This window comes from Micromonospora sp. SD19 (assembly GCF_054462275.1).
Genome location: NZ_JBTLMN010000005.1, coordinates 322,472 through 347,742, shown reverse-complemented (window position 1 = coordinate 347,742; position 25,271 = coordinate 322,472). Strand labels below are relative to the sequence as shown.

Annotated in this window: 18 protein-coding genes; 4 read left to right on the top strand and 14 right to left on the bottom strand. The window is 69.4% G+C overall.

Annotated features, from left to right (window positions below; translation table 11 throughout):
• Window positions 1-65: 65 nt before the first annotated feature.
• Window positions 66-269, bottom strand: a complete 204-nt coding sequence (locus ACX27O_RS19460; protein ID WP_030330579.1) for a hypothetical protein — start codon at window positions 267-269, stop codon at window positions 66-68.
• Between the two features lie 264 nt (window positions 270-533).
• Between ACX27O_RS19460 and ACX27O_RS19455 the strand changes: the two genes are divergently transcribed.
• Window positions 534-1,244, top strand: a complete 711-nt coding sequence (locus ACX27O_RS19455; RefSeq protein WP_030330581.1) for a DNA alkylation repair protein — start codon at window positions 534-536, stop codon at window positions 1,242-1,244.
• 6 nt (window positions 1,245-1,250) lie between these two features.
• Here ACX27O_RS19455 and ACX27O_RS19450 read toward each other — a convergent pair whose 3' ends face one another.
• Window positions 1,251-2,078, bottom strand: coding sequence for an SAM-dependent methyltransferase (locus ACX27O_RS19450; protein WP_458939907.1), 828 nt, complete (start codon window positions 2,076-2,078; stop codon window positions 1,251-1,253).
• A gap of 270 nt (window positions 2,079-2,348) precedes the next feature.
• On the opposite strand from ACX27O_RS19450, the gene ACX27O_RS19445 reads away from it, so the two are divergent.
• A complete protein-coding gene (locus ACX27O_RS19445) occupies window positions 2,349-3,284 on the top strand; it encodes a hypothetical protein (RefSeq protein ID WP_458939858.1) in 936 nt (311 codons plus the stop codon).
• A 174-nt stretch (window positions 3,285-3,458) separates the two neighbouring features.
• The gene (locus ACX27O_RS19440) at window positions 3,459-5,159 is read left to right on the top strand and encodes a cellulose binding domain-containing protein (protein ID WP_458939857.1); all 1,701 of its coding nucleotides are present in this window, start codon (window positions 3,459-3,461) and stop codon (window positions 5,157-5,159) included.
• A 76-nt stretch (window positions 5,160-5,235) separates the two neighbouring features.
• Here the strand turns inward: ACX27O_RS19440 and ACX27O_RS19435 are convergent, their stop codons facing one another.
• The 8 genes from ACX27O_RS19435 to ACX27O_RS19400 all read right to left on the bottom strand — a co-directional run bounded on the left by ACX27O_RS19435 (window position 5,236) and on the right by ACX27O_RS19400 (window position 17,452).
• Window positions 5,236-6,228, bottom strand: coding sequence for a LacI family DNA-binding transcriptional regulator (locus ACX27O_RS19435; RefSeq protein WP_030330588.1), 993 nt, complete (start codon window positions 6,226-6,228; stop codon window positions 5,236-5,238).
• Between the two features lie 112 nt (window positions 6,229-6,340).
• On the bottom strand, window positions 6,341-8,068 hold the full coding sequence (locus ACX27O_RS19430) for an IlvD/Edd family dehydratase (protein ID WP_030330589.1): 1,728 nt from the start codon (window positions 8,066-8,068) through the stop codon (window positions 6,341-6,343).
• A gap of 81 nt (window positions 8,069-8,149) precedes the next feature.
• On the bottom strand, window positions 8,150-9,034 hold the full coding sequence (locus ACX27O_RS19425; RefSeq protein WP_030330592.1) for a carbohydrate ABC transporter permease: 885 nt from the start codon (window positions 9,032-9,034) through the stop codon (window positions 8,150-8,152).
• Complete coding sequence (locus tag ACX27O_RS19420) at window positions 9,034-9,888, bottom strand: carbohydrate ABC transporter permease (protein ID WP_245233584.1); 855 nt, start codon at window positions 9,886-9,888, stop codon at window positions 9,034-9,036. The genes ACX27O_RS19425 and ACX27O_RS19420 overlap by 1 nt, the downstream gene beginning before the upstream one ends.
• Window positions 9,889-10,051: 163 nt before the next feature.
• Window positions 10,052-11,392 (bottom strand): ABC transporter substrate-binding protein, encoded by a 1,341-nt coding sequence (locus ACX27O_RS19415; protein ID WP_458939856.1) that lies wholly within the window; start codon window positions 11,390-11,392, stop codon window positions 10,052-10,054.
• Window positions 11,393-11,494: 102 nt separating this feature from the next.
• Window positions 11,495-13,636 (bottom strand): alpha/beta hydrolase, encoded by a 2,142-nt coding sequence (locus ACX27O_RS19410; RefSeq protein ID WP_458939855.1) that lies wholly within the window; start codon window positions 13,634-13,636, stop codon window positions 11,495-11,497.
• A gap of 213 nt (window positions 13,637-13,849) precedes the next feature.
• A complete protein-coding gene (locus tag ACX27O_RS19405) occupies window positions 13,850-14,845 on the bottom strand; it encodes a LacI family DNA-binding transcriptional regulator (protein ID WP_245233586.1) in 996 nt (331 codons plus the stop codon).
• Between the two features lie 234 nt (window positions 14,846-15,079).
• Window positions 15,080-17,452, bottom strand: a complete 2,373-nt coding sequence (locus ACX27O_RS19400; RefSeq protein WP_210864485.1) for a glycoside hydrolase family 3 N-terminal domain-containing protein — start codon at window positions 17,450-17,452, stop codon at window positions 15,080-15,082.
• A 379-nt stretch (window positions 17,453-17,831) separates the two neighbouring features.
• Here ACX27O_RS19400 and arfA point away from each other — a divergent pair, with 379 nt between their 5' ends.
• On the top strand, window positions 17,832-19,355 hold the full coding sequence (arfA, locus tag ACX27O_RS19395) for an arabinosylfuranosidase ArfA (protein ID WP_458939854.1): 1,524 nt from the start codon (window positions 17,832-17,834) through the stop codon (window positions 19,353-19,355).
• A gap of 98 nt (window positions 19,356-19,453) precedes the next feature.
• On the opposite strand, the gene ACX27O_RS19390 is transcribed toward arfA, so the two are convergent.
• The 4 genes from ACX27O_RS19390 to ACX27O_RS19375 form a co-directional block, all read right to left on the bottom strand.
• A complete protein-coding gene (locus ACX27O_RS19390; protein ID WP_458939853.1) occupies window positions 19,454-21,037 on the bottom strand; it encodes an alpha/beta hydrolase-fold protein in 1,584 nt (527 codons plus the stop codon).
• A gap of 331 nt (window positions 21,038-21,368) precedes the next feature.
• A complete protein-coding gene (locus ACX27O_RS19385; RefSeq protein ID WP_458939852.1) occupies window positions 21,369-22,886 on the bottom strand; it encodes an aldehyde dehydrogenase (NADP(+)) in 1,518 nt (505 codons plus the stop codon).
• The gene (locus ACX27O_RS19380; protein ID WP_210864489.1) at window positions 22,883-24,091 is read right to left on the bottom strand and encodes a fumarylacetoacetate hydrolase family protein; all 1,209 of its coding nucleotides are present in this window, start codon (window positions 24,089-24,091) and stop codon (window positions 22,883-22,885) included. Before ACX27O_RS19380 ends, ACX27O_RS19385 begins: the two co-directional genes overlap by 4 nt.
• Window positions 24,088-25,269 carry a mandelate racemase/muconate lactonizing enzyme family protein gene (locus ACX27O_RS19375; protein WP_210861719.1) on the bottom strand — a complete coding sequence of 394 codons (1,182 nt, stop codon included), beginning with the start codon at window positions 25,267-25,269 and terminating at the stop codon, window positions 24,088-24,090. The genes ACX27O_RS19380 and ACX27O_RS19375 overlap by 4 nt, the downstream gene beginning before the upstream one ends.
• Window positions 25,270-25,271: the final 2 nt, after the last annotated feature.

The window sequence follows — 25,271 nt, the reverse complement described above, 5'->3', positions numbered from 1 at the left end:
CCAGCGCCGGCTGATCGGTGGTCACCTCCAGGACAAGAACCCCCACCGCGCCCGCTTCCACGTCGCTACCGGTCGACGCGTCTCATGCTGCGATACACCACGGTGATGATCAGGAAGAGCGTGCCGACGAGCACGAGGGTGATCACGGCGTTGACCGCCACGGGCAGGTCCTGAACGAGGTACTGCTTGACGTAGTTGCTGCCAAGGATGACGAGGACATAGATCCACCAGGGCGCCCACTTGCCGTTCTGCTGCTCTTCCCCACTCACGGATGACCTCTTTCGACCTTGGTGCCAGGACCCCCGCCGACCGCGCGACGACGCTGCATTCACTCTGGCCCCGAATGTCGGCCGTGCCATCGACACGGGGAACGAGAACGGCCTCATCAGTTGGTGCTACGACCCAAACCGGACGCCGTAGTGGCGCGAGGTGCCGGTGGGCACTTCTTCCGCCACGACCTGTTCGTCCAGGACCTCAACGGAATGCTCCGACGCCTACGCCGCGCGGGGTGACCCCCGGTAGCGTTGACGGTCATGGTCACCAGCGTCGACGTACGCCGGGCACTCGCCAGCCTCGCCGACCCACGTCGAGCCGAGGCGTCGAGCCGGTTCCTGCAGATGGCCGCCGGTGGGTACGGCGAGGGTGACCGGGCCATCGGGGTCTCCGTGCCGGAGCAGCGCAAGGTCGCCGCGCGCTACTGGCGCGACCTCGCGCTGGCCGAGACGACACGGCTGCTCAGCGGTGACGTGCACGAGGAGCGGCTGACCGCGCTCTTCATCCTGGTCCGCAAGTTCAGCACTGGCGACGAGCGGGAACGCGGCCAGATCTTCGACACCGTTCTGGCCAACACCCGCCACATCAACAACTGGGATCTGGTGGACTCGTCAGCGCCGTACATCGTCGGGCCCTGGTTGATCGACAGGGACCGGAGCGTTCTGGACCGGTTGGCCGGGTCGAGCCTGGTGTGGGACCGCCGCATCGCCATCATGGCGACGTTCGCCTTCATCAAGGTCGGTGACTTCGAGTGGACCTTCCGACTCGGGGACCGGCTCCTGCACGACCCGCACGACCTCGTCCGCAAGGCGGTGGGCTGGATGCTGCGCGAGGTGGGCAACCGGGACAGAGCGGCGGAGGAGGAGTTCCTCGCCCGCCGCTACCAGGTGATGCCACGGGTCATGCTGCGGTACGCGATCGAGAAGTTCGAACCGCGGCGTCGTCGCGAGTACCTGTCCGGCGCCGTCTAGACAGCGTCAGCGCTTGCGGCCCACCCCGCCGAAGGCGTCGATGTCGACAGGCGTGTCGACCGCGTCGTCGGGTCGCCACTGCGGGCACGGCACGACGCCGGGCTCGACCAGCTCCAGCCCGTCGAAGAAGCCGGCGATCTGGTCCGGCGAGCGCAGCGTGTACGGAGTCGCCCCGCTGTCGTTGTAGTCGTCCTGCGCCTGCTGCATCTCGGCGCTGATCAGCCTCGTGCCGTCGTTGAGTGAGAGGTAGCTGCCGCTCGGCAGCGCCGCCACCAGCTGCCGGGTGATCGACCGGGCCGTCTCGTAGTCGGGCACGTGGCCCATCACCCCACTGAGGATGAGGCCGATCGGCTGTGCGAAGTCGAGCGTCTTGCCGGCCTCGGCGATCACCGCGGCCGGGTCGTGCAGGTCGCCGTCGATGTAGGCGGTCCGGCCCTCGGCGGTGCCCACCAGGAGAGCACGGGCGTGCACCAGCACCAGCGGGTCGCTGTCGACGTAGACGATCCGCGCGTCCGGTGCGATCCGTTGGGCCACCTCGTGGGTGTTGTTGGCGGTCGGCAGGCCGGTGCCGACGTCAAGGAACTGGCGGATGCCCGCATCGGCGGCGAGGAACATGATCGAGCGGACCAGGAACTGGCGGGAGGCCCGGGCCACGTCGACGACGCCGGGGAAGACCTGCCGGTACTGGTCCCCGGCCTCGCGGTCGACAGCGAAATTGTCCTTGCCACCGAGCCAGTAGTTCCAGATCCGCGCCGAATGCGGCACCGACGTGTCGATCTTCTGCGGACTGCCAGCCGCACCGGCTTCGGGCCGGCCGCTCGTCGACGATTCCATGGTCACGACGAAACCCCCATATGTATGCGTACGCGACGATGTCCCCGGGACGGCCCACGTGGAGGAAGTGACCGCCCGTGACCGTGCCACGGTATAGAAGGTCGGGCATCCGCACCACACCGGTCGATCCACAGCAGACCCTGCGGCGCGACCCGCTCACGCTGAGCGGACGGCGCGCACCGTCCAGCTGAGCACCGTCCCTCCCGGGAGGGAGGGCTGTCCCCTGCCAGCGGGGTTCGCCCGCCACCGGACGCCGCAAGGATCAGGTGCATGGCGGCATCGACACCAATCAGCGGTCGGGGCGTCCACGGTCTGACGTACGCAGTGCTCGGCTGGGCCGTGGCATACGGGGGCGTACGTCTGGCCTGGACGGTCGGCGAGGCTCCGGAGTTCGGACGGCTGGGGCTGGACCTGCTCGGTTTCACCGGCTGGTGGTCGGTGCTGTTGTGCGCGGCGGCGGGCGGGCTGGCGGTTGCCCTGGAGTGGGTGCCGACCTGGCGGCCCGCGCTCGCGGGGCTCGCCTGGACGGTCGCCGGGTCGCTCGTCGCGGCGGCCGCGATCCTCCTGCCGGAGCTGGTGGGCTTCCTGCTGTTCACCGTCGGCCCGTACTTCGATCCGACGGCGTTCGCCAGCCGGCTCGGCTGTGTCACCGGAGCGGTCCTGCTCGCTCTGTCCACCGCGCGCTACCAGCAGCGCACCCGGGGCGACTGCCCGGACTGCTACCGGACCGTCCGGCCGGGTGCGCGGCGCTCGACGTCCGCGCGGTGGGCGCGCTGGGCCGCGTACGCCGCGGTGGGTGGTCTCGTGACCCGGTTCGCGGCCCAGTTCTTGGTGGGATTCGACAGCGTCGACCAGGACGCCTCACTGCTCGGGCTGGAGATCGGGCTGGTGCTGGCGGGAGTGCTGCTGCCGCTGGCGCTGGTGCACCACTGGGGTGAGGTCTGGCCCGGTTGGGTACCGCTGGTGGCGGGCCGCGTGATTCCTCGACCGCTGCTGCTGGTGCCCGGCTTCGGGCTCGGCGCGGGCATCGTGGCCTATTTCGGGATGGGGATGGCGCAGGTGATCTCGGGCTCGCCCAGCGAGTTCTCGGACGCGTTCCTGTGGGTGGCGATCTCGGCGTACCTCGTCATGGGGTTGGGTCTGGTCGTCGCGTCCACCGACTACCACCTGCGCACACGTGGGCAGTGCAGGACCTGCGGCCGGTGACGGCACCCGCAGGCCCCGGCTCAGATGCATTGACAGGAATCGTTATACGAATTAGCTTTCTGAGATCAGCACCTGGGAGCGCTCCCAACCCCCCGCCGTCCGACCGTCGCTGATTCTCACCGCAGACGAGCCCTCCCGAGGCGTGGAAACCACCACCATTTCCGGAGGAGACTCATGAGAAGACGAGTGACACACACCGCCCTGGTGTCGACCGGCGCCGTCCTGCTGGCGTCGGCAGCGGTCGCCGTGGCGGTGCCGGCGGGTGCCGCGGCCGCCGGCTGTTCGGTGAACTACAGCGTGTCGTCGCAGTGGCAGGGCGGATTCGGCGCGAACGTGACCATCACCAATCTCGGTGACGCGCTGACGAGTTGGACACTGACCTGGCGCTACGACGCCGGACAGACGGTCACGCAGGCGTGGAACGCGACGGTGACCCAGAGCGGCGCCGCCGTCACCGCGAAGAATGTCGACTACAACGGTGCCCTGCCGACCAACGGGACGGTCTCGTTCGGTTTCAACGGCTCATGGACCGGCAGCAACCCCGATCCGAGCACCTTCGCGGTGAACGGGGTGGCCTGCACCGGCGCCACGACGCCGACCACGCCCCCGCCGACGGACCCGCCGCCCACCACTCCACCCCCGAACGGGCCGGCCGACATCACGGTGAACAGCGCGACCCGGTACCAGACCGTCGACGGCTTCGGGGCCGCGCAGTCCATCTGGGGCAGCGCCTGGTCGACAACCGACACCCAGACACTGGTCGGGATGGGCGCCAACCAGTTGGGGTTGTCCATCGTGCGCACCGGCCTGTCACCGGTGTCCAGCGAGTGGGCCACGCACGTGAACTCGTTGAAGACGGCGAAGTCGTACGGGTCCAACGTGAAGATCCTCGCCTCGCCGTGGACCGCCCCGGCGGCGTGGAAGACGAACAACAGTCGGGTCAACGGCGGCAAGCTGAAGACCGACTACTACGACGACTACGCCAACCACCTGAACAGCTACGTGCAGTACATGCGCGGCCAGGGCGTGACCGTCGACGTCACGTCGGTGCAGAACGAGCCCGACTGGCACCCGGACTACGACTCGATGGACTGGAGCGGCACCGAGCTGCGCACCTTCGTCCGCGACCAGGGCGCGAGGGTGCAGAACACCAAGCTGATGGTCGCCGAAGCGGTGAACATGAACTACACCTTCACCGACCCGACCCTCAACGACGCGACAGCCCGCAACAACATCGGCTACATCGGCGGGCACCTGTACGGCACCGAGGAGTCGGGCCGACTGCGGCCGTACTCCCTGGCGGAGCAGCACAACAAGCCGGTGTGGATGACCGAGTGGAACCTGCACGCCGCCGACGGGAGCGGCTCCAACATCTGGGGCAACCCCGCCAACACGGCGGTCTGGAACGAGACGCTCGACGACATCATGCGCACCGTGCACAAGTCGATGGAGGCCAACTGGAACGCCTACATCTGGTGGTACGGCAAGCGCTACTACTCCTTCATCGGTGACGGCGAGTCGGCGTACGGCACCGTCGCGGGCGCCCCCCTCAAGCGCGGGTACGCCTTCTCCCAGTACGCCAAGTACGTGCGTCCCGGCTACCAGCGGGTCGCCCTGACCAAGAGCACGAAGGCCTCGCCACTGGAGGTGACCGCCTACCAGGGCGACGGGAAGATCACCCTGGTGATCCTGAACCGCTCGAACAGCGCGGTCAACAACGCCGTGATCCAGGCACCGCAGAACGTCACCCGGGCCGAGCACTACCTCACCTCGCAGAACGCCAACGCGGCCAGCCAACCGACCACCGTCAACGGCGGTCAGGCCACCATCAACGTCGGCGCGCGCAGCATCTCCACTGTGGTGTTCACCCTCTGAGCACCTGGACCATCGTCGTCGCCGGGGGCCCCGGTCATCCGCCGGGGCTCCCGCCCGATCGCGTAGCCCACCCAGGTCAGCCGCCGGCCCCGGCCGGCGGCGCCGTGCTCTGCCGCACCACGAGCTTGGGGACGACCAGCGGTAGGCGCTGCGGCACCGTGTCGTCGATGGCCTGGGTGACAGCGGTGATAGCCCGACGACCGACAGCGTCGAAATCCTGCTGGACCGTCGTCAACGGCGGGATGAGGTAGGGCGCCTCGGGGACGTCGTCGAATCCGACGACGGAGATGTCGTGCGGCACCCGCCGGCCGCGCTCGTGCAACGCACGCAGCACGCCGATGGCCATCTGGTCGTTGGCGGCGAACACCGCGGTGGTCGCGCGCATCGCACCGATCCGCAGCCCGGCGACGTAGCCGCTGTGCGCCCGCCAGTCGCCCTCGACCGGCTCCGGCGGGCGCAGGCCCGCCGCGCTCATCGCCTGACGCCAACCCGTGAGGCGGGCGCGGGCCTCGGCCCAGTTGAGCGGGCCACTCACGTGCACGATCTCCCGGTGCCCGAGGTCGAGGAGGTGCTCGGTGGCCATCCGGGCACCGAGCACCTGGTCGACACCGACCGTCACGCTGGCCCGGGACAGGTCGCCCTCCACCACGACGAAGGGGACACTCGAGCGCGTCATCCGCACCACCTCGAGAGCCTCGTCGTTGCCGGCGATCATCACGACGCCCTCCACGCCGACGCGCATGAGGTGTTCGGTGGCGTCGCTGAGCGCCCGTACCGTCACCTCGGAAAGGCTCACCGAGGTGGCGAAGTAGCCGGCCGCGCGGGCGGCGTCCTCGACGCTGCGGTGGATGCTCGTCGGGCCGAACAGCGTCCGGGCCGTGCCGATGATGCCGATCATCCCGGACCGCCCGCGCACCAACGCACGGGCGGCCGTGTTGGGGCGGTAGTCGAGCCGACGGATGGCCTCCAGGACCCGTTCCCGCGTCTCGCGCCTGATGCTGGGTGCCCCGTTGATGACCCGGGAAACCGTCTGGTGTGACACGCCCGCCAGGCGAGCGACGTCGGCCATGACCGGTGGCCGGTCGGCCCCTGTCACAGCGGCCTTTGCGTGAACTCGCACTGGCGGGCCGTCCGTTCTTCCATGGGATCAGTTCCTCGTGGACCTCGTCCGTCCGTGGTCGTCAGTGTGAGTGACGGGGCACCGCGCTGCCGCTGCCACCGACGAGAAAGTCGAGGTCGGCGCCGCTGTCGGCCTGCAGGACGTGCTCGCTGTACAGCCGTACCCAACCCCGGTCGGCCACCGGCTGCGGAGGCTGCCAGGCGGCGCGGCGCTGGGCCAGTTCCCCGTCGTCGACCAGGAGATCCAGCCGGCGCGTCGGGACATCGACGGAGATCAGGTCACCGGTACGGACCAGCGCGAGCGGGCCACCCACTGACGCCTCCGGTGCCACGTGCAGGATGCAGGTGCCGTAGCCGGTGCCGCTCATCCGGGCGTCGGAGATCCGCACCATGTCCGTGATGCCGTCGGCGAGCAGTCGTCGTGGCATGGGCACGTTGCCCACCTCCGGGAAGCCGGGGTAACCCCGTGGGCCGGCGTTGCGGACGACGATCACCGTGTCGGGGGTGACGTCGAGGTCCGGGTCGTCGGCGGCGGCGACGTACTCCTCGATCCGGTCGAAGACCAGCGCCGGGCCGGTGTGCGTGAGGAGGTTCGCGGAGGCGGCGGAGACCTTCAACACCGCACCGGACGGCGCGAGCGACCCGCGCAGCACCACGGTGCCCGAGCCGGCGGGCTGGAACGGCTCCTCCAGGGTGCCGATGACGTCCCGGTTCCAGCACTGGGCGCCGTCGACGTTCTCCGCCACGCTCCTGCCGCTGACGGTGACGTGATCCATGTGCAGCAGCGGGGCCAACTCCTTCATCACCACCGGCAGGCCGCCCGCGTAGGCGAAGTCCTCCATCAGGTACGCCCCCGACGGCATCAGGTTGACGAGCATCGGCACGTCGGCGGTGAGTGTGTCGAAGTCCGCCAACGACAGCGGGACGCCGAGGCGTCCGGCGATCGCGAGCAGGTGGACGACCGCGTTGGTGGAGCCGCCGATCGCGGCGTTGACCCGTACCGCGTTCTCGAATGCCTGCCTGGTGAGCACGGAGGACAGCCGTTGGTCCTGTTCGACCATGGCGACGATCCGGCGTCCGGCAGCGTGCGCGAGCGCGTACCGCCGCGAGTCGACCGCCGGCACGGCGGCCGCCCCCGGCAGTTGCACGCCCAGCGCCTCTGTCACGCAGGCCATCGTGGAGGCGGTACCCATGGTCATACAGTGCCCCCGGCTGCGGGACATGCCGACCTCCGCCTCGGAGCAGTCGGCAGCGGTCATCCGGCCGGCCCGCATCTCCTCGGTGAAGCGCCACACGACGGTGCCCGAGCCGATGTCCTGACCCCGGAACTTGCCGTTGAGCATCGGGCCGCCGGTCAGCATCAGGGTCGGCAGGTCGACGCTCGCCGCTCCCATCAGCAAACCGGGGGTGGTCTTGTCACAGCCGGAGAGCAGGACCACCCCGTCGAGCGGGTTGGCGCGGACCGACTCCTCCAACTCCATCGCCAGCAGGTTGCGGTAGAGCATGGTCGTGGGTCGCATGAGCGGCTCGCCCAGGCTCATCGCCGGAAACTCCAGCGGCAGGCCGCCGCTCTCCCACACCCCCCGCTTCACCGATTCGGCCAGGTCGCGCAGGTGGGCGTTGCAGGGCGTCAGCTCCGACCAGGTGGTGGCGATGCCGATCACCGGGCGACCGTCGAACACGTCGTCCGCGAAACCCTGATTGCGCATCCAGGACCGGTGGATGAACCCGTTGCGGCCCTCCGCACCGAACCACTCCCCGCTGCGCAGCGGTCGATTCGTCGTCGACATCAGCACACCTCTCTGTCATCCGTCCGGCCGCGTCCAGTGCGGCGATCCATGCGCGTGTGGTGCGTTGGCTGGTGGCGTGGCCTACCGGAGGCCTCCGACGGACAGGCCGCCGCGCCAGTGTCGTTGGAGGCTGAAGAACGCGATGATCAGTGGGATCACCGACACCAGGGAGCCCAGGATGATGAGGCTCCACAGCGAGGTGGTTCCCGCGTTGTTCGCCGACGCGATTCCCTGCCAGAGGCCGAGGCCCACGGTGACCGGGAAGAGCCGGTTGTCGGAGAGCATGGCCAGGGGCAGGAAGTAGTTGTTCCAGGACGCCACCGCCGACAGCAGCAGCACGGTGACCACCGCGGGACGCATCAGTGGAAGGGCGATCTGGAAGAACGTCCGCAGCTCCCCCGCACCGTCGACCCGCGCCGCGTCCAGGAGCTCGTCGGGCACCGCGTCGCGCGCGTACACGTGCATCAGGTAGACACCGAACGGGTTGAGCAGCGACGGGAGGATCACCGCCCAGACCGTGTTCGTCAGGCCGAGCCGGGAGAACATGATGAAGGTCGGGATGACCAGGGCGGTGGCGGGCACCATCAGCGCGCCGAGCACGACGGCGAAGCTGAAGCGTCGGGCCGCGAACCGGTACTTGGCGAACCCGTAGCCGGCCATGACCGCGAGGACCGTGGCGCCGACTCCGCCGGCGATGGCGTACAGGGTGGAGTTGAGGATCCACCGCAGGTAGATGCCGCCGTCGTAGGTGAAGAGCTGCCTGAGGTTGCCGAGGTAGTCGATCTGGTCGGTGAACCAGAGGGTGTTGCCGCCGCCGAACAGGCCGGGCGCGTCCTTGGAGCTGTTGACGATGACCCACCAGAACGGTACGAGGAAGTAGATCACCAGGAAGCCGAGCAGGATCTGCATCGGGAGGTAGCGCTGCGGTCGGCGGGCGCCGGCGCGGAGGCTGCTGTGGTCGGTCATCAGAGGAAGCTCCTCCGCTTGCGGGTGAAGAACAGGAAGGCGTACACGCAGATGAACACGATCCCGCCGAGGGCGAAGGAGATCGCGGACCCGTAGTTGAAGTTGGCGAGCGAGAACGCCTGCTGGTACGCGTACATGTTCGGGGTGAAGTCCGAGCCGATCGTGCCCGCGGCGAGGTAACGCAGGATCTGCGGTTCGTTGAAGAACTGCAGGGTGCCGATGAGCGAGAAGACCAGGATCAGGATCAGCGCCGGCGCGATCAGCGGGATCTTGATCCGTGTCGCGATCTGCCACCGCCCGGCGCCGTCCATCCGGGCCGCCTCGTAGAGCGTCGGATCGACGCCCTGCAGGGCCGCGTACAGGATGATCATGTAGTAGCCGGCCCACTGCCAGGTGACGACGTTGAGCAGCCCGTAGAAGATCAGGTCGCTGCCGAGGAAGTCGGGAGCGGTGGCGCCGAAGAGCCCGAAGATGTCGGTGAGCGGGCCGAAGCCCCGGCTGTAGAGGAAGCCCCACATCACCGCGCCGATGACCGTCGGGATGGCGTACGGAAGAAAGATCATGAGGCGGGAGAAGCGGGCGAACAGAGTGGTCACCGAGTCCAGGATGAGCGCCATCGCGAGCGCGATGATGATCTGCACCGGGATCGAGACGAGCGAGAAGCGGATGACGAACCACGCCCCGGACAGGAAGCTCGGATCGGTGAACGCCTTCACGTAGTTGTCGAAGAGGACGAAGCTGGTGCCGCCGATCAGCTTCTTCTGAAAGAGGCTGAGATACAGCGCGTACGCCAGCGGCGCGATGAGGAACGCCAGGAACACGACCCCGAACGGCCCGACGAAGAGCCATCCCATCAGGTGCTCGCGAAGGTGTACCTTGCCACGGATCGTGCGCGTCTCAGGCTGTGTACGCGCTGCGCGCTTCTCGGTCAGGGATGTCATTGCGGTCTCCGGGACGTGGACGCTGAGGGGGGAGGGTGGGCCGGCCGAGCGGTGCCGGCGCGGCCCACCCAGCTGGTCACTGAACGGTGAAGCCTTGTTCCTTGGCGTACTTCGCCACGTCCTCCTGGAGCCGGTCGGCTGCCTGCGATCCGGTGATGGACCCCTTGATGACCTCGCTGACCTGCTTTTCCATCGCGTCGAGGTAGTACTGGCCGAAGGGGGCGTACTGGACGCCCTGGTAGGCGTCGGCGGCCGGGACGTAGACCTCCTTGTTCGCCTGCTGGCCGCCGAAGAACGCCACCTTCAGGTCGACGAAGGCGGGATCCTTGAGCGCCGTGAGGTTCAGCGGGAAGATGATCTGGTTGGTCCAGCCGTCGGTGAGCGACTCCTTGTCGGCGTAGAGCCCGTAGGCGACCTTCGCGGCCAGCTCCGGCTTCTTCGCCTGCTTGGTCACCGAGAACGCCGACCCGCCCCAGTTCACCTGCACCGGGTTGGCCGGGTCCCACTGCGGCAGCGGCGCCACCGCGAACTTGCCGGTGTCCTGGCCCTTGCCGACGCCCGCGCCGGTGAGATAGCCGGGTGCCCACGCCGCCGAGATGTACGTCGCGTAGTTGCCGTTGATCACGCCGGTGATGTACTCCGGGATGAACTGGTTCTGCGTGCCGACCAGGCCCTTCTTGGCCAGGCCACCCCAGTAGTCCAGCACGTCCTTGGACGCCTGGTCGTTGAGCTTCACACCGATCGCCTTCGGCTGCGCCGGATCGAAGGTGAAGGGCGTGGCGCCCTTCTGGATCTGGAGCGCCATCAGGACCGCCGGCACGTTGGCGCCGAAGTCCCCGAAGAGCGGACCACCGGCGTCCTTGACCTTCTGCGCGGCCTGCTCGTACTCGGCCCAGGTCTTCGGCGGCGTGATCTTGTACTTGTCGAAGATGTCCTTGCGGTAGATCATGCCCATCGGGCCGCCGTCGACCGGGACGCCGTAGACCGCGTCACCGACCGACACGTCCTTCCAGGCACCCTCGCTGTAGTTGGCCTTGACCGCGTCGTAGCCGTACTTCTTGATGTCGACGAGCGCGCCCTGGATCTGGAAGGTCGGGATGCGGTCCGCCTCGACCATGATCACGTCGGGCGCCCCGGTGCCCGCCGAGATGGCCGTCTGGAACTTGTCGTACTCGTCCCCGCCCTGCCCGACGTTGGTCCAGCAGACCTGCACCTCGTTGTTCAGCTTGTTGAAGTTGTCGACGACGAGTTGGGTGTTGGGGTACCAACCCCACATCGTCACGACCGGCAGGTCCTTCTTGGTGATGGTGTTGGTGCAATTGCTCGCGTCGCTGCCGCCCTCGTCGGAGGAGCAGGCCGCGAGGCCGGTCCCGACCGCGAGCATGGCAACCGTGGCGAGTATCCGTCTTCTCTTCATTGAGGTGGTTCCCTTCGGGTGGCGGTGCGGGGGGCGGCCGTGCCGTGGCGGGCGCCACCGGGGCAGGAAACCTGCTCCCGGTGGCGTCGCCTGGAACGGCTCCTAGCGCTTGAACAGACGCGGCGCCAGGTCGATGAGGTTCTTCTGCCACACGTCCCAGCCGTGCGGCCCGGGGGTGACCCCGTCGAACTCGTAGCGGATACCGAGGTTGTCCATCGTGGTCAGCGAGGCCATGAAGCTCGGGTAGACGAAGTCGGTCTGGTCACCGACGTACAGGCGCAGCATCTTGGTGCCGTTGTTGATCGCCGCCGCGTCGACACCGGTGCTGCTGCCGAACCCGGCCGAGAAGGCCGCCACGTAGGCGAACTCGCCCGGGTAGGCCTTCAGCACCCCGAACGCCTGCCCGCCGCCCATCGACAGGCCGGCGAGGGCCTGCTGGGCCGGGTCGCTGGAGATGTGGTAGCGGGCACGGGCCGTCGGAACGATGTTCTCCCGCAGCTCCCTGTTGAAGTTCGAGGAGTTGCCGTTGCCCATCACGACCACCATGGGCGTGAGATCACCGTCGAGGAACTGGTGGTCGAGGATCTGCTTGGCCCGGCCCATCTCGACCCAGTCGGTGTAGTTCTGGCCGCCACCGTGCTGCAGGTAGAGGACGGGGTACGGCTGCTCCCGGCCGGGGTCGTACCCGGGTGGGGTCCACACCAGCGCGGTGCGGTCCTGACCGGCCACGGTGCTGGAGTAGGTCATGCTCTCGACAGTTCCGCCCTGACCGGCGGGCACGTCCGACAGCAGTCGAGCGCCGGGCCCGGGGATGAAGAAGGTGCTCCACGTCGGTTCGGTGGTCACCTTCGTCGGGTTGGAGGTGTCCTTGACCGCGACCCGGTCCACGATCAGCCGGTAGTAGTAGAACCAGGGCTTCAGTGGGCCGACTGTCGCCCGCCACCGGTCACCGTCGCGGTGCAGCGGCAGTCGCAGCCAGCTGCCGCCCGGCGCGACGTTCGCCCAGACCGTGACGTGCTGGGCGGCGGTGAACTCGGTGGTCGTCTCGAAGGTGACGAACCCGTCCTCGGTGACGAAGGGCGTCGGGGTGGTGCCGGCCGGAGGTGGCGTGAACTCCCGCTTGAGCGGCTGGTGACCGGGGCTCGGCCCGTGGTCGCGCACGTCGCGGAACAGTCGCGGCAGGAAGTCGACGAGGTTCTCCTGCCAGGTGGTCCAGTTCGCGCCGCCGTCCGGGTTGACCCCGTCGAACTCGAACCGGACGTCGGCGCGGTCCAGCGCCTTCGTCAGGCGGTAGGTGGCGTTGTACGCGGGGTCGGTGACGTTGCCCGTGTACAGGCGCAGCAACCTGGTGCCGCGGTTGATCGCCCTGGCGTCCTTCCGGTCGATCTCCGGCGCCGATCTGCCCGAGAACCAGCCGACGTGACCGAACTGGCCCGGCTTGGTGAGGGCGGCCCGCAACGCCTGCGTGCCACCGTCGGACACACCCGCGATCGCCTGGTGCGCCGGGTCGCGAAGGACCCGGTAGGTGTCGGTGACCGCCTTGCGGAGGTCCTTCAACTCCTTGTGGTTCGAAACGTCGGCGTTGTTCATCACCACGACCATCGGGCTCATCGCGCCCGAGGCCGAGAGGTTGTCGAGGATCTGCTTGGACCGACCGAGATCGAGCCAGTCGGTGGCGGCGACACCGTCACCCGACTGCAGGAAGAGCGCCGGGTAACCCTTCGGACCCTTGGCCGCGTAACCCGGTGGTGTCCAGACCACCGCGGAGCGCTGCGCGTTCCCGGTGCGGTAGGTCAGCGTCTCGATCTTTCCGCCGGTGCCAGCTGGCGCGTCGACGAGCCACCGCGCCGAGTCACCAGCGACGAGGAAGGTGCTCAGCAGCGGGTCGGACGCGACACCGGCGCTGTTCGTCGGGTCCTTGATGGTCAACGTGTCGTCGGCGGTGAGCTGGTAGTTGTACAGCCCGGGCTCCAGCGCGCCGAGAACGCCCGACCAGACGTCACCCCGGCGGGTCAGACCGAACTCCGCCCAGCTGGCGGACGGCCCGAAGTTTCCCTCGACGACGACCTGCGAGACGGTGCCCAGCTTCTCCTGGACGTACGCCGCCGGGACGGTGAACGAGGCGTAGCGGTCCTCGGAGACGTCCAGCCACGGCGTGTCCGCCGCTGCTGGCTGCGGCGCGAGGAGAACCGCCGCGGTGGCGATGACTCCGGCGGTGAACGCCGCCGAGAGCCGTCGACGCACGCCCGGACGGCGTAAGCGCCCATGATACTGTTCGGTAGTCACGCTCCACTCCTTTCATGTGCCGGCAGCGGATGCGACCCGACTGACCGGCTCAACTCAACGGTGGATCTGGCCGTGTGTGCTGCGTGCACCTCCTTCAGGCTGCTGCCACGGGCACAGCCGACCTGATCGCTCTGTCGGGAGCGATCAGGTGTGCGCGCCCATGGGCGGATGTCATGGTCGTGCCGCGCTCGTCGGTGGTGCGGTCGAGCTGCGCACGACGAGGTTGGTCGGGAGCACGATCTGGCGTGGCTCGTCCCACTCGCCGGTCACCAGTGACTTCAGCATCCGGGCGGCTTCGTACCCGAGCTGGTACATCGACTGGTCCACAGTGGTCAGACCCGGCTCCGTCAACGCCGACTCGGGAATGTTGTCGAACCCGACGACGGACAGGTCCCCCGGAACGGAGAACCCCAACTCGCGGGCGACCTCGAGGACCTTGAGGGCCATCCCGTCGCTCGCCGCGAAGATCGCCGATGGCGGGTCCGGTCGTTGCAGCAGAACCCGCGCCAGGGGGGTCGCCGACTCCGGGTTGAAATCCCCTCGACCGATCAGCGACGGATCGACCGGCACGCCGGCGGCGGTCAGCGCGGCCCGGTATCCCTCCTCCCGCGACCAGGCCGAGGCCAGACTGTCGCGCCCGGCGATGAACCCGATGCGCCGGTGGCCCAGCCCGAGCAGGTGCTCGACAGCTGTGGTGGCGCCCGCGAGGTTGTCGGCCATCACCGACGGCGCCGTCGAGCCCCGCACCGGGTCGATGGCCACGACCGGCGTGCGGCTGCGGACCTCACCCCAGGGCGTGACGACGATGCACCCGTCGGTGAGGGTGCCGGACAGCCGGGTGAGGTGCCGCTGCTCCCAGCCCTCCGAATAGGAGCCGTAGAGGTCGCTGTTGGCGTAGATGATCAGATCGAAGCCGGAGCGGCTCAGCGCCTTCATGACGCCCTTGAGCACCTCTGCCGTGTACGACTGGAAGCTGTGCGCGACGAGACCCAGAACGTTGGTGCGGCTGCGCCGAAGGCTGGTGGCCACCAGACTCGACTCGTAGCCGAGTTGGTCGATGGCGGAGCGGACCTGAGCGACGGTGCGAGCGCTGACGCCGTAATGCCCGTTGACGACGCGCGAGACGGTGGCGGTGGAAACGCCGGCGACTCGGGCGACATCACTCATTGTTACCGGCGTATTGGCTTCAATCATGCCCGCTCTCTCTGGACTGCAATCGTTATCGGTTACGTTTCCAGGATGTTGCCAACGTAACGGAGAACGATTACGAACACAAGACCTCTTCGCCCATAGTCGACAGTGCAGAAGAGGCCACTAAGCCCCGTTTTCCGCGCTGCTTCTACTCGTTGACAACGGGACGGCACGCTGCGTCAAGAACCATTCCCGGGACCGGGTGAGCGATCACAGCTGCCGAACTTCTGCCGTCCCGGTAAAGACCTTCGGCGTCGGCTGGCCCGGGTCCGTGGTGATGACAAAGGTGCCGGCGTGAGTGTGGTCGGCAGCCGAGAAACCGACGTACACCTCGATCTGCCCGGCCTCCACCGCGTAGGCCATGCTCCGGTCGTAGAAACCGAGCTGGCCGGTGGGCAGCGCGAACCGCACCGCCACCCGCCCACCGGCAGGCAGCGCGACACGGGCGAAGGCCTTCAGCTCCAGCACCGGCCGGGTGATCGTCGCTTGCGGGTCCCGGACGTAGAGCTGCACGACCTGCTCCCCAGCCCGCTGCCCGGTGTTGGTGACCGTGACCTCGACCTCGACGCTGTCCCCGGCGCGGACCTGCGCGCTCTCCACCACGGCGTCGTCGATCGCGAACGAGGTGTACCCGAGGCCGTGGCCGAAGACGTAGCGCGGGGCGACCGGCGAATCCACGTAGTCGCCGTGCCAGTGCGACCGTCCGCCGGAGACCTTGTGGCCGTAGAAGACGGGGATCTGGCCCACACTACGGGGGTACGAGATGGGCAGCTTCCCGCTCGGGTTCACCTCGCCGAGGAGCACCTCGGCGATCGCCCGCGCCCCGGTCTCCCCCGGCAGCCAGGCCATCAGCACCGCGGCGCACTCCTCGTGCAGGACGTCAGTGCCGACGGGTCGACCCGCGACGAGCACCGCCACGACTGGCGTACCGGTGGCGACGACGGCTCGGACCAGCTCTTCCTGCACGCCCGGCAGGTCCAGACTGGAGCGGTCGCGCGACTCCCCCGTGGTGGTCCCGAGCGTCACCCCCGAGCGGTCCCCCAGGACCAGCACCGCGACGTCGGCTGCCGCGGCCACCGCGACCGCCTCGGCGAACCCCTCCGTCGACGGATCGAGCACGTCGCAGCCCGGGGCGAAGCGCAGCCGCTCGCCGAGCCGCGCCGCGAGTTCGTCGCGCACCGTCGGCACCCCGCCGATGCTCTCGTCGATCTCCAGGTCGTCCGGGATCGTCATCATCTCGCCGAGCAGCCCGCGCCGCTTGCGCGCGGCGATCAACGCCTCGATGTGGGCCACGAACGAGTAGTCACCGAGCAGGTGCCGGGCGTTGTCCGCGTTCGGGCCGATGAGCGCGACGGTTCCGGCCTCGGCGAGCAGCGGCAGGACGCCGTCGTTCTTGAGCAGGACGAGGCTGCGGCGGGCGATCTCCAGCGCCACGTCCCGGTGCCGTTCGGCGTTCACCGTCGTCGTGGCCGCGTCCTCGTCGACGTACGGGTTCTCGAAGAGCCCGAGTTCGACCTTGTGCCGAAGGACCCGCGAGACCGCCTCGTCGAGGTGGGCCTCGCTGACCTCGCCGGCGTCCAGGGCGCGACTGAGGGCGTCCGCGTACGCGTCCGTCGCCGGCAGTTCGACGTCCACGCCCGCGCCGAGACCCACCGCCGCGGCCTGCTGCTTGTCTGGGGCGAAGTGGTGGTACGTGTGCAGGTCGTTGACGGCGAAGTAGTCGGAGACCACGCTGCCCGTGAAGCCCCACTGGCCACGGAGCACGTCGGCGAGGAGTTCCTGGTTGGCGTGGCAGGGGACGCCGTCGAGCTCGTGGTAGCCGGCCATCACCGACTGGAGGCCGCCCTCGCGGACCGCCGCCTCGAACGGGTACAGGTACACCTCGCGCAGCAGCCGCGGCGGCAGGTGCGCCGGCGCCCAGTTCAACCCACCCTCGGACGCCCCGTACCCGACGAAGTGCTTGGCGGTGGCGAGCACACCGTCGGTCAGGTCGGCGCCCTGCAGGCCCCGGACGAACGCCACCCCCATCCGGGACACCAGGTACGGGTCCTCGCCGTAGGTCTCTTCCGTCCGGCCCCACCGTGGGTCGCGCGCCACGTCCAGCACCGGCGAGAGGCCCTGGTGGCTGCCCATGGCGCGCATCTGGGCGCGGACGGCGTCGGCCATCTGCCGGTTGAGCTCGGGCTCCCAGGTGCTCGCGACGCCGATCGCCTGCGGAAAGATGGTCGCCTCGCGGGCCATCACCCCCGAGCAGACCTCCTCGTGCACGATCGCCGGGATTCCCAGCCGGGTCTCGGTCACCAGGAACCGCTGGATGGCGTTGGCGGCCCGGGCCACCTCCGCCGCCTTCAGGCTGGTCGCGCCCGCGACGCGGGTCACGTGCCCCAGGCCGTGCGCCAGCACCGACCGGGCCCGCTGCGGTGCGAACCGCCCGCTCTCCAACAGGGTGAACGCCCACGTGCTGCCCAGTTGCGCGAGTTTCTCCTCGCGGGTCATCCGGGCCAACAGATCCGCCACCCGTTCGTCGACGGGCGCGTTCGCGTCGGCGTAGGTCGCCTCGATCGCCGGCTCAACACTGGTCACCCGGTCACCCCAATCACCGCGACAAGCTGGTCTTCCGGCCTCGTCGGTCACCACGCCACCGGTGCCGGGCCGCGCGCTGCGGGCGGCGGGCCGGGTGGCGGCGAGGCGCGGGAGCCGGACGCCCGGCCAGCTGCGCGGCGCAGCCCTCCGTCGGGTGGGCCGTCCACACTTTGATCCAGGCGCCGTGTTCCCTTACGTAAACGTAATCGGTAACGTTTACATCGATCGACAACGTAATCGAGCGCGATCACGTTGTCCAGAGCTCACACCGCCTCCACCACCCCTCGGTCTCGGCGCTCGGGTAGAGATCTCCGCGTCGTACCGCGCACGAAGGGAGCCAGCCCTGAACACCCACCCCGACAGCGCGCCGGAGCACGTCGTGAACACGGCCCGCCTGACCCTCGACCCCCGCCGACGCGTCGCGCCCGTACCACGCCGGCTCTTCGGCTCGTTCGTCGAGCACCTGGGTCGCTGCGTCTACACCGGAATCTACGAGCCGGGCCACCCGAGGGCCGACGCCGACGGCTTCCGGGGCGACGTCCTCGAACTGGTGCACGAGTTGGGCGTCACCACGGTGCGCTATCCGGGCGGCAACTTTGTCTCCTCCTACCGCTGGGAGGACGGCGTGGGCCCGGTCGACAAACGACCGACGAGGCTCGACCTCGCCTGGCACAGCCTGGAGACCAACGCGTTCGGGCTGGACGAGTTCATGCGCTGGGTCAGCAAGGCCGACCTGGACCCGATCATGGCGGTCAACCTCGGCACCCGGGGCACCGCCGAGGCCGTCGACCTGCTCGAGTACGCCAATCACCGCGGCGGGAGTCACCTCGCCGACCAGCGCCGCGCCAACGGCGCGACCGACCCGTACGGGATCAAGCTGTGGTGCCTGGGCAACGAGATGGACGGCCCGTGGCAGGTGGGCCAGCGAAGCGCGACCGAGTACGGGCGTCTCGCGGCGCAGACCGCGAAGGCCATGCGCCGCTTCGACCCCGATCTCGAACTCGTCGCCTGCGGCTCCTCACACCTCGGCATGCCGACCTTCGGCAGCTGGGAGCGCGACGTGCTGACCGAGGCGTACGACGACGTCGACCTGATCTCGCTGCACGCCTACTACCAGCCGGTCGACGACGACCTGGCCAGCTTCCTCGCCTCGGCCGAGGAGATGGACAGGTACATCGACGCCGTCACCGCCATCGCCGACTCGGTGGGCGCGATCCGCCGGTCGACCAAGAAGATCATGATCGCGTTCGACGAGTGGAACGTGTGGTACCAGTCCGCCGCCCCGTCCACGCCCCCGAGCGGCGAGGACTGGCCGGTCGCGCCACCGCTGCTGGAGGATCACTACAGCGTGGCCGACGCGGTCGTCGTCGGCGGCCTGCTGATCAGCCTGCTCCGGCACAGTGACCGGGTGACAGCGGCCTGCCAGGCCCAACTTGTCAACGTCATCGCACCGATCATGACCGAGCCGGGCGGCTCGGCCTGGCGGCAGACCATCTTCCACCCCTTCGCCCGCACCGCCCGGCACGCCCAGGGCGCCGTGCTGGACGTGCTGCGCGACGGCAGCACGACGACCACCGGCCGCTACGGCGAGGTCGACGCGGTCGACGCGGTCTCCACCTGGGACGACAGCACCGGGGAGATGAGCGTCTTCCTCGTCAACCGGGCCCTCGACACCCCGGCCGAGGTGACCATCGACGTCGCCGGCGCCCAGGTCACCGACATCATCGAGTGCGTCACCGTCGGCGGCACCGACCTGCACGCCAAGAACACCGCCGACGGTCCGGACCACGCCGCGCCGCGCCCCAACGGCACCGCACGCGGCGCCGACGCCAGCGTCGGGCTGACTCTTCCGCAGGCGTCCTGGACCATGCTGCGGCTGCGCGCCACCGACACCACCGCGTGATCGGCTGACGAACCACCCCGGCCGCGCACATCCTGGCTTCACCAGGGGTGCGCGGCCGGGGCTTCCCCACCACAGGGAGTACGGGGTCGAGCCGGGAACTACCGGGCGTCGACCGGATCGCTGTGCGAATCGTTGAAGAGCTTGTCGCCCTGGTAGCGGGCGACCACCGGCGCGTTCAGCTCACCCCGGATGGTCGTCGTCAACCGGGCGACGCCGTGGCGCACCGGGGCCGACCCGAGGCGCGTGTCACCAGCGAAGAAGTCGACCCGGCCGGCCGGTGCCGACGCGCTGGTGCTGACCGCGTCGACGGTCGCGGTGGCGGTGACCTTCGTCAGCCGCGACCCGCCCGCCGACGACGTGGTGACGTCGAGACCGGTGGTGGTGGCCCGGAAGGCCAGGGTACGCAGGTAGTGGTCCAGCAGCGGGCGCCAGACGTGCCAGGTGTGCACGCCCGGCACGTTGTACTCGTCCAACTCGACGCCGGCCGCCCGCAGCGCGGCGGCGTTGCGCTGGGAGTTCTCGGCGATGTTGCCCAGCCGGTCCTGGAGCCCGGTGCCGATCATGATGCCACCGGTCACCGCCTTCATGCTGTCGACCTGCGCCGGGGTGGCTGCTGGACCGCCCGCACTCCACGCCGCGTGGTAGCCGAACAGGTCGGTGTGGTTGTACATGATGGTGTACGCCCGGCTGCCACCGGCGGAGAAGCCGGCGAAGGCGCGGTCCTGCGCCCGGGTCGAGACGTGGTAGTTCTGCTCGACGAACGGGAAGATGTTGTCGCGCAGCTCGTTGACGTAGCCCTCGTTGCCACCGGGGAGGCCGTTGAAGTCGGTGGATACGATCACCATCGGCTGCGCCGCCCGGTCCTTGACCGCGTTCTCCAGGATCAGGTGGGCCACGCCCTGCATCGTCCAGGCGGTCGAGTGGTCACCGCTGCCGTGGCTCAGGTAGAGCGTCGGGTACGGCGTGGCCCGGTTCGGGTCGTAGCCGTGCGGCAGGTAGACGACGATGTCGTGCACTCCCGCCGGGTTGGTCGACAGTGGCGAGGGGTACCGCCGGGACTCCAGCCGGCCGACCTTGGCCACCGGCGCCTGGTAACCGGTGTCGTACGTGGGGAACTTCCGGCTGGCCGGGACGTAGATCGTGCTGCGTACCGCGCCGGGCGCTCCCGGGTACTGCGGCTGGATCTGCCAGCGGTTGGCGGGGTCGTCGTGCAGGGCACAGCCGGTGGCGAGATCGTTGGCGCAGTCGTGGGTGAACGCGTAGCGGAAGGTGCCCGCCGGCAGTGGCGTGGTGAAGGTCCACACCCCGTCGGGACCCTTCCGCATGGCCTGGGTGTGCCACGGGGTGGCCGCGACGTCGCCCGGCTGCCACTCGGCGGGCGGGCGCGCGTCGCCGCAGTCCTGGCAGCCGATGTTCTCCGGTCGGGAGTAGAACCAGTCGCCGTAGATGTGGACCTGCTGGACATCAGCTGGCGCCTGGTACCGGAAGGTGACTGTGTAGCCGGTGGGGGCCTGGTCGGTGCGGGTGACGGTCGGGCCCAGCCGCGCGGGCGGCGTCGGCGGTGCGGCCGAGGCCGCCGGTGCGGCGACCGTGCCGGCCGTGACGGTGATGGCGGCGAGCAGCGCGAGCATCAGCCGGCGCGTCGGTGCCGGCGTCAGGGGACGGGGAGGTGCAACGGGCATGTCCTGCTCCCTCTTCGGCGTGTGGTCAGACCGCAACCGAGCGGCCGACCGACCATTCGATGGTGAGGCGAAGGGATACCAGTAACGAGCGATGCAGCGATGCGAGCGCTAACATCGTTCCCTGTCGAAAACAAAACCATGAATTGCATTGATGGTCAAGAAGGGTCCGTGAACCCGGACCAAAGAAATTGCGCCACCAACAATTTGGGCACACTTCGGCGGCGCCAGAACGACCGGCGCGCGAATTCCCTGTCTGGTCAATTTCGGCAAGGAATTCGCGCGCCAGCCACAGGTGGCGCGAAAACGCACCCGCAACGACCGGCGGAGGCGGTTACCCGGCCGCTGGCACCAACCTCCCATCGATTCGCCGGGAAATGGCGGTGTACTCGTCGCGCAACTCCTCGGGCAGGACCCAGGCCGGGGCGTCCTGCCACGCCAGCGGGCGCAGGAACCGTCGGATCGACGTGGCGCCGACCGACGTGTGCACGGCGTTCGTCGATGGCCAGGGCCCACCGTGGTGCTGGGCCCACGACACCCGGACACCGGTGGGGTAGCCGTCGAAGACGACGCGACCGGCGCGGGCGGCGAACACGTCGGCCAGGCGGCGTACCACGTCGGGGTCGTCGCCCGGTCCACTGTGCAGCGAGCCGGTCAGCGACGGCGGAACAGCGTTCAGCGCGGCGTCGAGGTCGGCGTCGTCCTCGTAGCGGACCACGACCAGAAGCGGTCCGAAGCACTCGTCGGCGATCTCGGCGGTCAGGCCGGGGAGGCCGACCTCCAGGAGGGTCGGCGCCACGGTGAAGCCCGCGCCCCGGTCGACCTGCGGCCGCGCCGCCACCCGCGCGCCGGCCCGCTCGAACTCCATGGCCCGACTCTCGTACGCGTCCCGGATGCGCTCGTTGAGCAGGACCGCGCCGCCCGACGAGTCGACCCTCGACCGCAGCGCGTCGACCAGACGGTCACCACCCGGATCCGACGGGACGAACGCCAGGCCGGGCTTGGTGCACAGCTGACCGCCCGAGTTCGTGAAGGACCCGAACAGCCCCTCGGCGATCTGGTCCGCCCGGGCGCCGGCCGCGTCGGGCAGCACCACGATCGGGTTCACGCTGCTCAGTTCGGCGTACAGCGGGATGGGGTCGGGTCGTTCGTCGATGGCCGCCTGGATGGCGCGGGCGGCGTTGACCGAGCCGGTCAGGGCTGCCGCGCGGATCGCCGGGTGGCGCACCAGCGAGCGGCCGGCCTGCTCCCCGTACACGATCGAGATGACGCCCTCGGGCCCGCCGAGGTCGCGGACGGCCGACTCGATCGCGGCGGCGGAGGCCTGCGAGGTCAGCGGGTGCGACGGGTGGGCCTTCAGGATCGTCGGGCACCCGGCGGCGAGCGCGGCGGCAGTGTCACCGCCGGCGACCGAGAAGGCGAACGGGAAGTTGCTGGCCCCGAAGACGGCGACCGGCCCGAGCGGCACGAGCATCCGCCGCAGGTCCGGGCCGCGCCCGAGTGGTGTGTCGGCGGCGTGGTCGATGGCCGCCTCGACGTACGCTCCGTCGCGCAGCACCTCGCCGAACATCCGGAACTGGACCGCCGCCCGGGTGAGTTCCCCGTCGAGTCGCGCGTGGCTCAGGCCGGTCTCCGCCTCGGCGGCGGCGACCAGGTCCGCCCGCCGGGACTCCAGCGACGCGGCGATCGCGTCCAGCAGCTCCGCGCGGCCGACCCGCCCGCGGGCGGCCAACCACTGCGCCGCCCCGGACGCCTGACCGGCGATCACCTCCAGCCGAGAGTCGTCGGTCTCGCTGAGATCCGTCGCGCGACGCTGACCGTCGCGCGGATCGACAGTGCTGACCACGTTCACAGCAGTCCTCTCCTCACCAGATTGCCCATCAGATCGCGGACTCCGAAGTGCCAGGGCTCGCACTCCTCCGCGTGCCGCACCCGGTTGACCAGGGTGCCGAGCGCCGGGCAGCTGATCCGTACCACGTCGTCGACCTTGTGGGTGAAGCCCTCGCCGGGGCGGTCCCGGTCCTGGATGGGCGCGAACATGGTGCCGAGCATCAGGGCGGCGCCGTCGGGATAGTGGTGGTGCGGCCCGATCAGCTGCCGGACCAGCTCCTGCGGATCACGCGACATCCGGGTCATCTCCGAGACCGCCTCCAGGTGGAAGCCGTCCACACCGCGAACCTCCAGACGCACTTCGAGTTCGCGGACCCGATCCATACCGAACCGGTCGTCGAAGAGCCGGATCAGCGGCCCAAGGGCGCAGGAGGCGTTGTTGTCCTTCGCCAGCGGGAGCAGGAGCGCCGAGCGGCCCTCGATGTCGCGCAGGTTCACGTCGTTGCCGAGGGTGGCGCCGACGACCCGGCCGCTGGACGCGACGATGAGCGTGACCTCGGGCTCCGGGTTGTTCCAGGTCGACGCGGCGAGCACGCCGACCGGGACGGCGGTGCCGACGGCGGAGAGGATCTGTCCCTTGGTGAAGATCTCGGCGTCCGGGCCGATCCCCACCTCCAGGTACTGGCTCCACATGCCCTCGGCCACCAGCAGGCTCTTGAGCCGGTCCGCCTCCGGTGAGCCGGCCGCCAGGTTGTGCAGGTCGACGCCGACGTCGTCGAGCATGCGCTGACGGATGTCCGCCGCCAGCGCGAGGTCTCCCCGCGCCCGTTCCTCAATCACCCGTTCGATCATGGAGATGGGGAAGGTCACGCCGGCGGCCTTGAGCGCCTGGAGGTCGACCGGGGCGAGCAGCCAGGGGTGGTCGCGGTCCCGGGTCGCGGCCGCCGTGTTGGCCAGCATCTCCCCGAAGTCACCCACCCTCGGCCCGTCGATCCCGGCGATCGTCGCGGCCGGGTCGGGCAGCTCGCAGATGTCGCGCACGGTCGGGAACCGGTGGCTGAGGTCGATGACCTCGCCGTCGCGGACGGTCACCGGTGAGGGGCCGTCGCCGGTCGGATCCCAGATCCGGCCGATGAGGACGCTGTCGGGGTCGTCCGGCAACGCCTCGGCGGCGGTGCCCACCCAGTCCGCACCCGCGGCCTGCCCTCGCGGCCGTGGCACCGTCATGAGTCGCTCTCCAGGTTGAAGAAGGACCGCTCGTCGCGGGGACGGATGTCGTAGACGGCGTCCTGGAACATCCGCAGCGGATGGGGTGTGAACGGGTGCTGCTCGATCGCGGCGAGATCCACCTCGATGCCCAGGCCGACCCCGTTCGGGATGAGGATGTCGCCGTCCTCGGTCAGCACCAGCCGCTCGTTGGTGATCTCCGGACGCCACGGCACGTCGGTCGCCATGATCTCCAGGTACCGGAAGTTGGGCAGCGTCGCCCCGAGTTGCAGCGTCGCGGCGGTGCTGAGGGGGCCGCTCGGGTTGTGCGGCGCGAACCCCACGTAGCTGGTCGCGGCGAGCGTGGAGATGAAGGCCAGCTCGGCGATCCCACCGGCGTGCGTCACGTCGGGCTGGACGAAGTCGACGGCCTGGCGGGCCAGCGCCGGGGCGAAACCCTGCCGGCCGTACCACCGCTCCCCCGCCGCGATCGGCACCGGCGACGCGCGACGGATGTCGACGAGCGCGTCAAGATTGTCCGGTGGGCACGGCTCCTCGAACCACACCGGGTCGAACTGGGCGATCTCGTTGGCGACCTTGATGGCGTGGCGGACGTCGAAGCGGCCGTGCCCCTCGACGAACAGTTCGACATCGCGGCCCACCGCCTGACGGACGGCGTCGATCTGGGCCAGCACCCGGTCCAACTGTGCGGTGGTGATGGTGAGGTCGTAGTTCTCGAACGGGTCCCACTTGAGGCCCCGGAAGCCGGACTCCACCGTGCGGCGCGCGGCGGCCGCGTAGTCCTCCGGTGTGACGGCGCCGGAGAACCAACCGTTCGCGTACGCACGGACCCGGTCCCGGGTCGCACCGCCGAGCAGCCGGGAGACCGGGACGCCCAGCTCACGCGCCGAGATGTCCCACAGGGCCATCTCCAGCGAGCTCAACGCGGTCATGATGACCGGGCCGCCGCGCCAGTACCAGTCCCGCGCGGTCTCGTAGAGGATCTTCGAGATGCTGGTGGGATCCAGGCCCACCACCGCCTCGGCCAGCTCGGCGATCGCACCCTGGACGGCGCGTTCCTTGCCCTCCAGGGTGGCCTCACCGAGCCCGGTGATCCCCTCGTCGGTGTGCACGCGCACGATGACGAGGTTCGTGCGGTAGAAGTCGACGACCAGCGTGTCGACAGAGATGATCTTCATCT